The sequence below is a fragment of the Dokdonella soli genome, from assembly GCF_039523175.1.
GTDB classification, from domain to species: domain Bacteria; phylum Pseudomonadota; class Gammaproteobacteria; order Xanthomonadales; family Rhodanobacteraceae; genus Dokdonella_A; species Dokdonella_A soli.
Genome location: NZ_BAAAEU010000006.1, coordinates 378,572 through 391,761, shown reverse-complemented (window position 1 = coordinate 391,761; position 13,190 = coordinate 378,572). Strand labels below are relative to the sequence as shown.

Below are 13,190 nucleotides of genomic sequence, written 5' to 3'. Positions count from 1 at the left end.
CGGCTGAAGCCGCTCCTACAGACACCGCCAACGCCCATCGATGAGGTACGCCATGAAGACCCCCCTTCCCACCGCCGAACAGATCAAGCTCGACTGGCGCAACAACCCGCGCTGGGCCGGCGTCACGCGCAACTACACGGCCGAGGATGTGGTGCGCCTGCGCGGCACCGTGCCCATCGAGCATTCGCTGGCGCGCCTTGGCGCCGAGAAATTGTGGAATTCGCTGCACAAGGAACCGTTCGTCAACGCGCTCGGCGCGCTGACCGGCAACCAGGCGATGCAGCAGGTCAAGGCCGGGCTCAAGGCGATTTACCTCAGCGGTTGGCAGGTCGCCGCGGATGCGAACGTCGCCGGCGAGATGTATCCGGACCAGTCACTGTATCCGGCGAACTCGGTGCCGCTGGTGGTCAAGCGCATCAACAACGCGCTGCTGCGCGCGGACCAGCTCAACCATGCCGAGGGTGACGACAGCGTCGACTATCTGCAGCCGATCGTCGCGGATGCCGAGGCCGGCTTCGGCGGCGTGCTCAACGCGTTCGAGCTGATGAAGGCGATGATCGAGGCCGGCGCCGCCGGCGTGCATTTCGAGGACCAGCTCGCAAGCGTGAAGAAGTGCGGCCACATGGGCGGCAAGGTGCTGGTGCCGACGCGCGAGGCGGTCGAGAAGTTGAACGCGGCGCGCCTCGCCGCCGACGTCTGCGGCGTGCCAACCCTGCTCGTCGCGCGCACCGATGCGGAAGCGGCGGACCTGCTGACCTCGGACATCGACGCCAACGACCAGCCGTTCACGACCGGCGAGCGCACCGTCGAAGGTTTCTACAAGACGCGCAGCGGACTCGACCAGGCCATCAGCCGCGGCCTCGCCTACGCGCCGTATGCGGACCTGGTCTGGTGCGAGACCGGCAAGCCGGATCTCGTGTTCGCGCGCAAGTTCGCCGAGGCCATTCATGCGAAATTCCCGGGCAAGCTGCTCGCCTACAACTGCAGCCCAAGCTTCAACTGGAAGAAGAACCTCGACGACGCGACGATCGCGAAATTCCAGAAGGAACTCGCGAGCTATGGCTACAAGTTCCAGTTCATCACCTTGGCCGGCTTCCACGCGCTGAACTACTCGATGTTCAACCTCGCGCACGGCTACGCGCGCAACCAGATGAGCGCGTTCGTGGAGCTGCAGGAAGCGGAATTCGCCGCGGCGGAACGCGGCTTCACCGCGGTGAAGCATCAGCGCGAGGTCGGCACCGGCTATTTCGATGCGGTGACGCAGACGATCCAGGGCGGGCAGTCCTCGACGGTCGCGCTGAAAGGTTCGACCGAGGAGGCGCAGTTCCACGACCAGCGCAAGCCGCAGGCGGCCTGATGGGCCGCTTGTACGCGCCGGCAGTGGCGCGGCACACCGGCATCGGAACGAGAGCGGGAGAGGAGAAACGGCAGCGGGGGGTGCCGCCGGTTCGAGTGCTCCGATGCCGGTGCTGCCCGGGCGGGCGCTGCGATCGCGCCATTCCGGGCGGCTTGTGGTTCGGGCGTGGCCGGAACCGTGCCGCCCCGTCAGCCTAGGCGAATTGCCGGCCGTGCAGGCAACCCGGCCATTCGCTTCGTCGCGCGGCCTGCACGCTTGGCGGCAAAGGCGGCTTGCCGTCGTTCCGGGGCAAGGCGGCGGCGGGGCCGGCCAGGTCCGACGTCGTACGCGACGAATCGGCGTTTTCCTACACGGTGGAGGGGAACTCCGATAGGTAACCGCGGGGTACATGGGTTAACATCCCCGACCGGAACGGGCCGAGGGCGGGAGGTTCGTGTGGCGAGCGTGCAAGCGGAGCCGACCAAGATCGCACATGCAGCGCATGGCGCGCGCGCGGTTCTGTTGCCGCGTCAGCTCTCCGATCCGGAGTTCGCGCTGTTCGCACGAGTCGGCGGGCGCCGCGAGGTGCAGCCCGGCGAAATCATCTTCCGCCGCGGCGAACTCGGCCGCAGCATGTTCATCGTCGAGTCCGGGCAGATCCAGCTCGAGTTCGGCGACGGCATGCCGGACAAGCTGATCGGCCCACGCGAATTCTTCGGCGAACTCGTGCTGTTCATCGGCAGCCACACGCGCGTCGCCAACGCGGTCGCGCTGAATCCGGTCGTGCTGCACATCGTCGATCACGACACCTTCGACGAGCTGATCGCCAGTGAGCCGCGCCTGCTCGCGCAGTTCATGCGCCGCTCGTTCTCGTACCTCGTCGCCAGCGAGCAGCAGCTGATCCAGAGCCTCAAGCGCCGCAACGAAGACCTGATGGTCACGCTGGATTCGTTGCGCCAGACGCGCACCCAGCTCTCGACCGCGCAGCGCCTCGTGCAGACCGACGAACTCACCGGCCTGTGCAACCGGCGCGGCCTGTACATGTTCCTGGAGCGGCTCGCCGAGTACCGCCTGCCCGGCACCGTGCTCGGCCTGCTGCTGATCGACCTCGACCGCTTCAAGCAGATCAACGACCGCTGCGGCCACCTGATCGGAGACCAGGTGCTGCGTGCGATCGCCGAGGAAGTGCAGAATGCGGCGGCCTCGACCGACGTGCCGGCCCGCCTCGGCGGCGACGAATTCGCGCTGCTGATGCAGGTCACCGGCGAGGAAGAGTTGCGCGCGCGGGCGACGCAGATCATCGCCGGCGTGCACGCGCTGCGCTTTCCCGGCTGCAATGAAGGATTGGGCGTCTCGGTCAGCATCGGCGGTGGCCTCTGCGCCGACGGTGCCGACTGGGCGGTCTGGTACAGCGATGCCGACGCGGCGCTCTACGAAGCCAAGGGCCGCGGTGGCGACGGCTACGAGGTGGCGCCGCCGCACGGCAATCAGTCCGGCGGCCTGCACAGCGTCATATGATTCGATGGGCCGGGCGACACGGGTCGCCCGGCTCGCAACCAGCGGATGCGGGCACGGAAGCAACCCGCACTCTTCAAACCGAAGCCGCTTCCACGCACCCGTAAGCGACGTCCCGCGGCGGACCCGGACTGCGCGGTACGCATATCGAGGTCCGCGCCGCTCGCACGGCGCAGGGATGAGCGACCAGGTCATGAACGCACTTGCACAACCCGCCACGCCGATTCCGCAGACCGCTGCGGTGCCGCTGCTGCGTACGCTGGTGCTGTGTGACCTCGTCGATTCGACCGCGCTGGTCGAGCGCCTCGGCGACCAGCACGCGGCGGAACTGTTCCGCAAGCACGACCGCCTCGCGCGCGCGCTGCTCGCGACGCACGGCGGCCGCGAGATCGACAAGACCGACGGCTTCCTGATCCTGTTCGACCGCCCGATCCAGGCGGTCGCGTTCGCGCTCGACTATCAGCGCTGCCTGAAGCAGCTCAACGCGACCGAGCACACCACGCTCGCCACGCGCGTCGGCATCCACGTCGGCGACATCGTGACCTGGGACAACGCGCCCGACGACGTCGCCAACGGCGCCAAGCTCACCGAGGTCGAGGGCCTGGTCAAGCCGATCACCTCGCGCCTGATGCAGCTCGCGCTGCCGAAGCAGATCCTGCTGTCCGGCGTCGCCTACTCGCTCGCGCACCGCGCGCAAGGCGAACTCGGCGCGCAACTCGCCACGGTGCGCTGGCGCACGCACGGCCGCTACCGCTTCAAGGGCATTCCCGATCCGATCCCGGTGTTCGAGGTCGGCGAGGAAGGCTTCGCACCGCTCAAGGCGCCGCCTTGGTCCGGCAAGGCGCACCGCGAGGTGCCGTTCTGGCGTCGCCCGGCCACGCTCGCGCTCGAATGCATCGTGCTGTTCGCGCTGATCGTGATCCCGGCCTGGTACCTGCTCAGGCCCGCTCCCGCGATCGCGTTCGCGAACCGCGACTGGGTCGTGGTCGGCGACCTCAAGAACCTGACCGGCGACGCCGCGTTCGACGACTCGATTGACACCGCGTTCCGCATCGGCCTCGAACAGTCGCGCTACGTCAACGTGCTGTCGAACCTGAAGACGCACGAGACCATGCAGCTGATGCAGAAGGACCCGGACAAGACCGCGATCGACCGCGCGGTCGGCTCCGAGATCGCGATCCGCGACGGCGCGCGCGCGCTGATCCTGCCGACCATCGCCGAGATCGGCGGCCGCGTGCGCGTGACCGCCGAGGTGATCGATCCGAACACGCAGACCACGGTGTGGTCGGAGTCCGCGGATGGTGCGGGTGCGGCTTCGGTGCTGCCTTCGTTGGATACGGTCAACCAGAAGCTGCGGGTGCGGCTGGGTGAGGCGTTGGCGACGGTTTCGAGCGAGTCGAAGCCGCTGGACAAGGTGGCGACGAAGAATCTGGATGCATTGCGCGCGTATTCATTGGGCATTTCGGAACATAGTAAGGGCAATTTCAAGCAAGCCATTTCGCTGTTCCAGCAAGCAGTCAAGCTCGATCCCGATTTTGCACTCGCGCGAATCAAGCTTGGCGATACGTTGAACGCCACGAGCGGAGGCGATAATACGGAAGCACTCGCCGAAGTTCGAAAAGCAGCAAGCCAAGGCGAGCGGTTGTCGGCGCGCGATGCGCTCTACGTGCAGGCGTGGCTAGCGAATTTCGAAAATCCACGCTTAGCACTCGAAAAATGGCAGTTGCTTGCAAGGCTCTACCCGGATTTCACCTTGGCAAGCGGCGGCTTTGGGTTTAATTCTTACCTAAAGGCCAACGATTTTGATGCTGCGATTGCAGCTACCGAACACAACGCGGTGGCAACGAATCCGCACCGCGCGGTCGGCGACTATTTGCTAGGTATACTTTATTTGGGCAACGAGCGCTATGCAGATGCACAGCGCTGTTTTGCTGAAGCCGCCGCAAATGGTTTCTCCACACAAGAAATTTATAACGCATATTTATATGCGGCCCAGCGCCATTTCGATCTGGCCGATAAAGTGCTCGCGAAGGGCAGGACTAGTGGTCTTGCCGCCGATGACGCGGCGCTTGGATACCCACGCATCATGCTTGCGCTGGATAGAGGTGATTGGGACGCTGCGTGGCAGGCGACTAGTCGAGCGCGGCAGGACAGCGCCACATTGAAAGGAACGCTACACGCAGAATTCACGCTGATCGACCTTGGTCTACGCACACTCACTGAGCCGAATGAGAAACTGAAGTCAGTACTGGCAGATTATTCGCAGTCTTTGGTGAAGACGCGCGAAACACCTGATGCACAGTTTGGTCTGCTGTTCACCGCGTATCTGGCCGCTCATGCCGGCGAAACGGACCTGGCGAAGTCAGCGCTCTCGCTCGCAGCGCAGCTCAGCCGCAGCGGCGACTATCCATATCTGACGAGCCTTTTGACCATCGCGGAAGCGGAACTCGAACGAGCGAGCGGAAATCCACAAGGAACAATCAGGCTATTGAAGCCGCAAATCAATGGCAGCGAATACTATTTCAGCCATCGCGTATTGATGAACGCATACGCGGGGCAAGGCGACTATGCTAGTGCGCTTGCCGAGGCGCATTGGCTGTCCCAACATCGCGGTCGCGCCTATGTTGAGCAATTCGGACAAAGCACCTTGCAACCGTTCAACGTCGCGTTGTCGGATCTAGCGCTGCTGGATGCGGCAGAATTTTCGGTCAAGCTGAAGAACACTGAGGCCGCGCGCGACGCACTCGCGGCCCTGCGCAAGGCATGGCCGCGAACTGATCGTTTGAGATTCCTCGATCGGCGCCTGCAGCTTCTGAATGACGCGTTGGCAAACAAGCCCAGCGCTCCTTGAGCGCTCAGACTAAATGACCATCCTCGCCGGCCAACTATCAGCTCGGGCGCTGCTTAAGTCTCAGATTGGGCGTAATCATTTGTAGGCAGGCTTCCGAACCTTTCTTCGAGAAGTCTTCAAGCGCGCCTTTGAACACATCTTTTTTTGCCAGCTTCATTGACGCAAGACAAGCCGCATTCAAATTGACGACGACTTCGTGCGGTATGCCGAGCTCTATCAAAGCCGCCGCCGGTTTCTCCTCGTAACGCTGCCGGAACCCATCGTTCGAAGAGAGCTCGTGCAACAGCTTCAGAGCCAGATCGTTCGTCAGTACTGCGTCGCTCATGTAGCACCCCCTGAAAAAGATCTCGAAGTAAACAGATCCCTGCGTTACTTCAGATCAGTCGATGTGCAGCACACTTGCCTGCTGCACGCGCGTTACCCTCGCAAGACATGGGCCGCGCCGAAGTGTAGCCCTTGCTAGACAAGCTCGGCAACGACTCCCAACATAAGCGAGCAAAGCGTAAAAGTCACATGATGAGCTGGTGCCGCAAACAAAAAACCCCTCGCCGTTGGAGAGGGGTTGAGAGAAACGGAGCTACGCGCGAAGGTGTTCTCGCGCGGGCATTCGTAGTGACTATTTATCAAGCCATTCCGAACGGGATGGCGAATGGCTTGGTTCCAGCAGCATCGAGCGAACCCATGGTCAGCTTAATCTGTGGTGGGGTCTGGCAAAGACACGTTTCAGCCGCGTCATGGCGTATTAATCTGAGTGCCTCCGCCAGTATGTGCCTGTCGGCAAGTTTGGTCGGCGCGAGGCTCTTCGGCGACAACGCGCCGATCAGATCGGCGGGAACACCGATTGCTGCGAGCGCTTGCGCCGGATTCACTTCGTAGTTCTGCCGATACGCATCATCGCTGGCCAGTTTGTGCAGCAATACCATCGCCAGTTCTTTCGGCAGCGTGACATCCGCTTTGCGGGATTCGCTCGCCGCTGAAATCGTTACGCCATCGATAGTCGCCGTTTGACTTTGCTTCGGGGTGTCCAAGTGCTGCAACACCATCGTCAGATCGCTCATGTTCGCCTCCGGTAATGGGAACTACGGGAAAGCCACTATTGCAAAAGCTGAAAAGCGCGACATAGGCTACATGAATTTGCTGGGGAGTGAAGTCCATGCGCCTGCGCCGCTGCGCCATCCTGATGATCGAGCCGGTTGAGCGGCTCGAATTCGATCTGAGTCTGCTATCGGGTGGCGGCAGCGGCCTGCGCACGGTCGTGGACTGGGTCGCGATCGCGCCGCATCTCGGCAAGGACGTCGTACTGAGCACGGCGGAAGTCGCGCTGCTCGGCGCGTTGTCGCCGTCACGCTGGACCGACCGCGAAGAGCTCACGGCAGCACATCCATGCGAAGTGCTGGATGCGCTGTTCGACAAGCATTTGCTCGTCAGTGAATCTACCGCTGCCGGTGCGCGTGATCAGGCGCTGCGCGATACGAACTGGCGCACGGCGTCCGCTGTGATGCATTACGCGTCGCGCTGGCGCGGTGTCGATACCGAGGCCGTCGAGCAGCAATTCGCCGAGACCGCTGAAGGCAGCCTGCTCGATCGGCTCGGCGCAGCGCCGCCGGTCGTGCGCGAACGCGTGCCGGCGAGCGAGCGCCAGCGCCTTCCCGCCGTCGAATCCACGCCGCTCGATGCGCTGCTCGATCGGCGCGTGACCTGCCGCAATTTCGATGCCTCGCGGAACCTGACCGCGGCACAGTTTTCGTCGGTGCTGTATCGCGCGTTCGGTGCGCGCGCGGTCAACGACTACGCGCCGGGCGTGCAGTTGTTGAAGAAGGGCGTGCCATCCGCCGGCGGCCTGCACGCGACCGAGGCCTACCTGCTGGTGCAACGTGTCGATGGCGTCACGCCGGGTCTTTACCACTATCACCCAGTCGATCACGCCCTGGAACCGATACGCATGCTGACGGCCGATGAGGCGGCGGCGACCGCGCGGCGCTTCGTCGCCGCTCAGGCTTATTTCGTCGATGCACATGTGATCGTGTTGCCGACGAGCCGGTTTCTACGCAACTTCTGGAAGTACAGGAATCACGCGAAAGCGTACCGCGCGCTGATCCTCGACGTGGGGCATCTTTCGCAGACGATGTATCTCGCCGCGACCGAGCTTGGCCTCGCGGCTTTCATCACCGCCGCCATCAACGAGGTCGACATCGAACAGGCGTTCGGCCTCGATCCGCTGGAGGAAGGTCCGCTTGCGGTCTGCGGGTTTGGCCTTCGTGGCCACGACCGCAGCGAAGTCGAGTTCGACCCGCTCAATACGGTGTGGCCGGCGGCGTAGTTTGGACTGTAGGGGCGAGGTGGCGCGCGTATCTTGGCGCCGCACGTCCCTACTCGGCCTCCGCCAGCACGCGTGCCGCCCAGGCATTGATGCTCGTGCCGTGGGTTGCGGCCTGGACGGCGATCTTCGCGTGCACATCCGGGGGGATGCGCAGCATCAGACTGCCCGAATACGGCTTTTGCGGATCGCGTCCCGTGGCCTTGCAGTCGGCGAGGTAATGGTCGACTGCGGTACGGAAATCCGACGTCAGCGCCTTCACGGTGGCGCCGTGGAAGCTGATCGCATCAGCGATGCCGAGGATGCGACCGACGAAGATCTCGTCGCGCGGGTCGTATTCGACACGGGCGCTGTAGCCCTTGTAGCTCATCGCGTTTTTCATGGTGTGATGCCCAATTCGGTGAACCACGCCCGCAGGTCCTCCACCTGATAGCGTTTCGCTTCCTTGCCGGGGTGCGGGCGATGCAGATAGTGGCGCGATCCCGCCAGTCCGAAGGCGACGCGTGAACCTGCGCCCTCGCGGACCTCGCCATCCAGTGACAGCAGCAGCGCTTCGATGTCAGCGAAGACGATGTTCGCGCGTGTCGGCTTCGAGAAGATCGCTTCCAGTGTCTTGCGATGCCTGGCTTTCATCCTGGTCAACGATATCATAATTCGATATCACGAGGGAGCCGTGCCATCTCGGCACCTGGGACCGCGCGGACGCTTGTCGAGAGCGCCCCCTTCCGCCTTCGGCACCTTCCCCCGCCTCGCAGGGGAAGGAAAATGACGGTGGCGTCTCGTTCGTTGATTCTTTGACAAGCACCGTGGAAGGTCGGCGCTCCGATCGCAGCCGCTGAGACGCGGCGCGCGCATAATTCCAACGTGAAATCCGCACTTCCACCGACCGATCCGAACCGCCTCGACGCACCCATCCGCATCAAGGGCCGCGGCGCCGCGTCGAATCCGGAAGGCCGCTTCGAGACGATCGGCAAGACGCGCGAGGACGATGGCTGGCATCGCGAGGAGGATGTCGCGCCGCGGCCGCCGACCCAGGTGACCGAGGAGCGCGCCCGCTCAATCATCAGCCGCAACGATTCGCCGGACATCCGCTTCGAGCAGTCGATCAATGCGTATCGCGGCTGCGAGCACGGTTGCGTCTACTGCTATGCGCGGCCGTCGCACAGCTATCTGAATCTCTCCGCCGGCATCGACTTCGAGACCAAGCTGTTCGCGAAGACGAACGCGGCGGAACTGCTGCGCGTGGAACTCGGCAAGCGCGGCTACGTCTGCTCGCCGATCAACCTCGGTGCGAACACCGATCCATACCAGCCGATCGAGCGCCGCTACAAGATCACGCGCTCGATCCTTGAAGTGTTCGCCGAGTGCGGCCATCCGTGCACCGTCATCACCAAGAACGCGCTGATCGAACGCGACCTCGATCTGCTCGTGCCGATGGCGCGCGCAAACCTCGTGCATGCGTTCGTCTCGGTGACCTCGCTCGACAACCGCCTCGCGAGCACCCTGGAGCCGCGCGCGAGCGCGCCGCACCGGCGCCTCGAAGCGGTCGCGAACCTCAATGCGGCCGGCGTGCCCTGCGGCGTGATGGTCGCGCCGATCATCCCGATGGTGACCGACCGCTACGTCGAGCAGATCCTCGAGAAAGCCGCCGCGGCCGGCGCGAAGCGCGCGGGCTACACCGTGCTGCGCCTGCCGTACGAACTCAAGGACCTGTTCCGCGAGTGGCTCGCGCTCAATGTGCCGGAACGCGCCGAGCACGTGATGAGCCTGATCCGCCAGATGCGTGGCGGCAAGGACAACGACGCGCGTTTCGGCTCGCGCATGCGCGGCGAGGGCGAGTTCGCGGAACTGATCCGTCAGCGCTTCCGCCTCGCCTGCCGCAAGCACGGTATCAACCAAGTAACCGATCTCGCGCTCGACTGCTCGCGGTTCGTGCCGCCGCGCGCGCCTTCGATGCAGCGGGAGTTGTTCTAGAGTCGGCCTCCAAGAAGGCCGTTCACCCCGAGACATCGACTGCGTGCGCAGGAGCGCGCGCGAGCGGGCAACAAACGGCAGGACTGCCGTTGATGGCGCGAGTCACGGCGAACCCGCACGACGCTGCAATCATGGGGGCCGTTCATGCTTCGATACCTCAGCGCGAACGGCTTTTAGACCGATGCGGCTACCGGTGCCCGCTCTGCTGGCGTTTCGATCCCGAGCCAGCGCACCAGCCACGCATCCAGGCTGACCTTGCCCGGCCCCGCCATCAGCAGCCAGAAGAAGATCAGGATGTAGACGACCTCGTCGAGTTCGACGAAATCATCGAGGCCGCCGACCTTCTTGATCACGACCAGCGCGATCGCGACCAGCATGTTGATGATCATCGGGATCGCGGTCAGGCGCGTGAACAGGCCGAGCAGAATGAATGCGCCGCCGATCAATTCCGTCCATGCCGAGAGTGCCGCGTTGAAGCCTGGAAACGGCACGCCCCAGTCGACGAAGCGCGCGGTGAAGCCGTCGAGGTTCTGCAGCTTGGCCAGGCCGGTTTCGAACCAGAAGTAGCCGAACACGACGCGCACGACGAGCGGCCCCAGCCAGTCGACGCGCTTCAGGAAACGGAGTGCTGCGTTGCAGCAGGCGATCAGCGATTCACGCACGAGAGGTCTCCCAAGAAATAGGCGTATGGTGGCTGCCCGCGATCCGCGGCGCACTCTGCATCCGCATCATGCGCTCCTGCGTATTGGCCTGTCAGGGAACGGCAACATCGCGGGCGGACAGTGCGCCAACAGACCGGATCCGGCGGTGGCGGCTTTCAGGATCGGTCGCACTTTGTGGAGAAATCCGCGACGAAAGGATTTTCGCCTGTCGCCGTTCTTGAGATCGCCGGACCGGCACGCGCCACGGTCGGGCGTCGAGCAACGACCGGGCGCGATGATGCATTGCAGACCCCATTCCCCAACGACGGAGTACAACCATGGAAATGAACGTTTCGAAGCTGACCGGTATCGCCCTGGCCACCGCTGTTGCCGGCTTGTTCACGCTGGCGCATGCCGCTCCTGCCTACGCTGCAGGCGACGAGGCCAAGGTGAAGTGCGAACACTCGTCCTCCTGTAAAGGCCAGGGCGCGTGCAAGCAGGCGACCAACTCGTGCAAGGGCCAGAACGCATGCAAGGGCGAGGGCTTCACGATGCAGAAGAGCGAAGCTGCCTGCACCGCGGCGCAGGAAGCTGCGAAGGCCAAGGCCAAGTAAGGTCGCTGGCATCCCGCCCGCAGCCCGCTTCGCTTACAGCGCGGATCGGGCTGCGGGTTCTTCACCGAGGACACGATGTCGAATCCCGATCCGCGCTATCCATTGCTGGGCTACGGACTCGGCCTACGCGTCCAGCACTACGAGGAAATCCTGTCCGGCGATCCGCCGATCGACTGGCTGGAAGTGCTGTCCGAGAACTACATGATCGCGGGCGGACGCCCGCTCGACTACCTCGCACGTTTTCGCGAACGCTATCCGCTGGTCATGCATGGCGTGTCGCTGTCGATCGGCAGCAGCGATCCGCTCGACCGCGATTACCTCGCGCGCCTGAAGCAGCTTGCGGCGTTCGTCGAGCCGGCCTGGATCTCCGACCACTTGTGCTGGACCGGCGTCGACCACACCAACCTTCACGACCTGATGCCGTTGCCGTACACCGAGGAAGCGCTTGATCACGTCGCGGCGCGCGTGCGCGAGGTGCAGGATTTCCTTGGTCGCCGCATCCTGCTCGAGAACGTGTCGAGCTACATCGCATTCAACGCCTCGCAACTTTCCGAATCGCAGTTCGTCGCCGAGGTCGCGCGGCGCGCGGACTGCCTGATCCTGCTCGACATCAACAACATCCACGTCAGCAGCCGCAACCACGGTTTCGACGCGCGCGCGTATCTGGCCGACATGCCGGCCGACCGCGTGCAGCAGTTCCATCTCGCCGGACACACGCAGCAGGGCAACCTGGTGATCGACACGCACGATGCGCCGATCATCGATCCGGTCTGGCAGCTGTATGCGGATGCATTGCATCGCTTCGGCCCTATCTCGACGATGATCGAGCGCGACGACCATATCCCGCCGTTGGCCGATCTGCTTGCCGAACTCGACCACGCGCGCGCGATCGCCGGCCCGATCCTCGAGGCAGCGGCGTGAGCGCGCTCGCCGAACTGCAGCGCGAGCTGCAGGCAAGCGTGCTGCGCGGCGTCAGCCCGCCGGCCGCACTGGACGCTGTCGTCGCCACACCGGTCGCCGACGCGGCCGAACGGCTCGACGTCTACGTGCATGCGTATCGCGCGCGCCTGCTCGAAGTGCTCGGCAACGACTTTCCGGGGCTGCGTGCGCTCGCCGGCGCCGAAACCTTCGAGCGCCTCGGCCGCGACTACATCGAGGTGACGCCGTCCTCGCATGCGAACGTGCGCTGGTACGGCGACCAGTTCGCCGAATTCGCAAGGACCACATCACCGTGGGCGCAGCAACCAGCGCTCGCCGCGATGGCCGCGTTCGAATGGGCGATCGGCCTCGCATTCGACGCGGCGGCGCAGGACGTGGTCGATGCGACGGAGGTTGCCGCGATCGCACCACAGGCGTGGCCGACGATGCAACTGCATCTGCACGCATCGCTGCAGCGTCTGACGCTGGCCTGGAACGCGCCGCCGATCCGCCGCGCGCTCGACCACGACGAAGCGCTGCCGACGCTGGTGGCATGGGCACCGGCACAGCCGTGGATCATCTGGCGCAAGGACGCGACCGTGCGCTACCGCCGTCTCGACGGCGACGAAGCCGCTGCACTCGATGCGATCGCGCGCGGCGCTTCGTTCGCCGAGGTTTGTGAGGTGCTCTGCGAGTTTCTCGCGATCGATGCGGTCGCGCTGCGCGCGGCCGGATTCTTTCGGCAGTGGGTCGAGGATCAGTGGGTGACGTCGCTGGACGCCACGCCGTAGAAGGAGCCGTTCATCCTGATCCTTCGACAAGCTCAGGACGGGGTACGCCTACGGCGTATCGAAGGGCGAACTCGGAGCGCATCGCGTCCGTTCATGGTGACTCGCGCCGTCCTGGCGCTCGCCCTTCGGGCCATGTGCACTCAGCGCATCCCTGCGCTTCGCCCTCCGGGCAGCTCCGCTGTGCAAAACGGCAGCCCTGCCGTTTTGTCGCTGTTCGCGCGCGCTCCTGCGCG

The 13,190-nt window shown here is 64.3% G+C and carries 13 protein-coding genes; 8 read left to right on the top strand and 5 right to left on the bottom strand.

What is annotated here, in order from left to right:
- The first annotated feature begins 52 nt into the window (after positions 1 to 52).
- From aceA to ABD002_RS07395, 3 genes are all read left to right on the top strand, one after another.
- A complete protein-coding gene (gene aceA, locus ABD002_RS07405; RefSeq protein WP_343788836.1) occupies positions 53 to 1,357 on the top strand; it encodes an isocitrate lyase in 1,305 nt (434 codons plus the stop codon).
- A gap of 435 nt (positions 1,358 to 1,792) precedes the next feature.
- Positions 1,793 to 2,854: a diguanylate cyclase domain-containing protein gene (locus tag ABD002_RS07400; protein WP_343788833.1), complete on the top strand. Its 1,062-nt coding sequence runs from the start codon at positions 1,793 to 1,795 to the stop codon at positions 2,852 to 2,854.
- Between the two features lie 175 nt (positions 2,855 to 3,029).
- Positions 3,030 to 5,702: a putative peptide modification system cyclase gene (locus ABD002_RS07395; protein WP_343788830.1), complete on the top strand. Its 2,673-nt coding sequence runs from the start codon at positions 3,030 to 3,032 to the stop codon at positions 5,700 to 5,702.
- Positions 5,703 to 5,739: 37 nt separating this feature from the next.
- Here the strand turns inward: ABD002_RS07395 and ABD002_RS07390 are convergent, their stop codons facing one another.
- Positions 5,740 to 6,027: an NHLP-related RiPP peptide gene (locus ABD002_RS07390; protein WP_343788827.1), complete on the bottom strand. Its 288-nt coding sequence runs from the start codon at positions 6,025 to 6,027 to the stop codon at positions 5,740 to 5,742.
- A gap of 298 nt (positions 6,028 to 6,325) precedes the next feature.
- Positions 6,326 to 6,760: an NHLP-related RiPP peptide gene (locus tag ABD002_RS07385; RefSeq protein ID WP_343788824.1), complete on the bottom strand. Its 435-nt coding sequence runs from the start codon at positions 6,758 to 6,760 to the stop codon at positions 6,326 to 6,328.
- A 95-nt stretch (positions 6,761 to 6,855) separates the two neighbouring features.
- Here ABD002_RS07385 and ABD002_RS07380 point away from each other — a divergent pair, with 95 nt between their 5' ends.
- Positions 6,856 to 8,022 carry a putative peptide maturation dehydrogenase gene (locus ABD002_RS07380; RefSeq protein ID WP_343788821.1) on the top strand — a complete coding sequence of 389 codons (1,167 nt, stop codon included), beginning with the start codon at positions 6,856 to 6,858 and terminating at the stop codon, positions 8,020 to 8,022.
- A gap of 49 nt (positions 8,023 to 8,071) precedes the next feature.
- Here the strand turns inward: ABD002_RS07380 and ABD002_RS07375 are convergent, their stop codons facing one another.
- On the bottom strand, positions 8,072 to 8,401 hold the full coding sequence (locus ABD002_RS07375) for a type II toxin-antitoxin system HicB family antitoxin (protein ID WP_343788818.1): 330 nt from the start codon (positions 8,399 to 8,401) through the stop codon (positions 8,072 to 8,074).
- Positions 8,398 to 8,652, bottom strand: coding sequence for a type II toxin-antitoxin system HicA family toxin (locus ABD002_RS07370; RefSeq protein ID WP_343788815.1), 255 nt, complete (start codon positions 8,650 to 8,652; stop codon positions 8,398 to 8,400). The genes ABD002_RS07375 and ABD002_RS07370 overlap by 4 nt, the downstream gene beginning before the upstream one ends.
- Positions 8,653 to 8,883: 231 nt before the next feature.
- Between ABD002_RS07370 and ABD002_RS07365 the strand changes: the two genes are divergently transcribed.
- Positions 8,884 to 9,993 carry a PA0069 family radical SAM protein gene (locus ABD002_RS07365; protein WP_343788812.1) on the top strand — a complete coding sequence of 370 codons (1,110 nt, stop codon included), beginning with the start codon at positions 8,884 to 8,886 and terminating at the stop codon, positions 9,991 to 9,993.
- Between the two features lie 173 nt (positions 9,994 to 10,166).
- Here the strand turns inward: ABD002_RS07365 and ABD002_RS07360 are convergent, their stop codons facing one another.
- A complete protein-coding gene (locus ABD002_RS07360) occupies positions 10,167 to 10,655 on the bottom strand; it encodes a DoxX family protein (RefSeq protein ID WP_343788809.1) in 489 nt (162 codons plus the stop codon).
- 317 nt (positions 10,656 to 10,972) lie between these two features.
- Here ABD002_RS07360 and bufA2 point away from each other — a divergent pair, with 317 nt between their 5' ends.
- The 3 genes from bufA2 (at position 10,973) to ABD002_RS07345 (ending at position 12,957) form a co-directional block, all read left to right on the top strand.
- Positions 10,973 to 11,248 carry a BufA2 family periplasmic bufferin-type metallophore gene (gene bufA2 / locus ABD002_RS07355; protein ID WP_343788806.1) on the top strand — a complete coding sequence of 92 codons (276 nt, stop codon included), beginning with the start codon at positions 10,973 to 10,975 and terminating at the stop codon, positions 11,246 to 11,248.
- A 75-nt stretch (positions 11,249 to 11,323) separates the two neighbouring features.
- Positions 11,324 to 12,169, top strand: coding sequence for an MNIO family bufferin maturase (gene bufB / locus ABD002_RS07350; RefSeq protein WP_343788803.1), 846 nt, complete (start codon positions 11,324 to 11,326; stop codon positions 12,167 to 12,169).
- Positions 12,166 to 12,957, top strand: coding sequence for an HvfC/BufC family peptide modification chaperone (locus ABD002_RS07345; protein WP_343788800.1), 792 nt, complete (start codon positions 12,166 to 12,168; stop codon positions 12,955 to 12,957). Before bufB ends, ABD002_RS07345 begins: the two co-directional genes overlap by 4 nt.
- Positions 12,958 to 13,190: the final 233 nt, after the last annotated feature.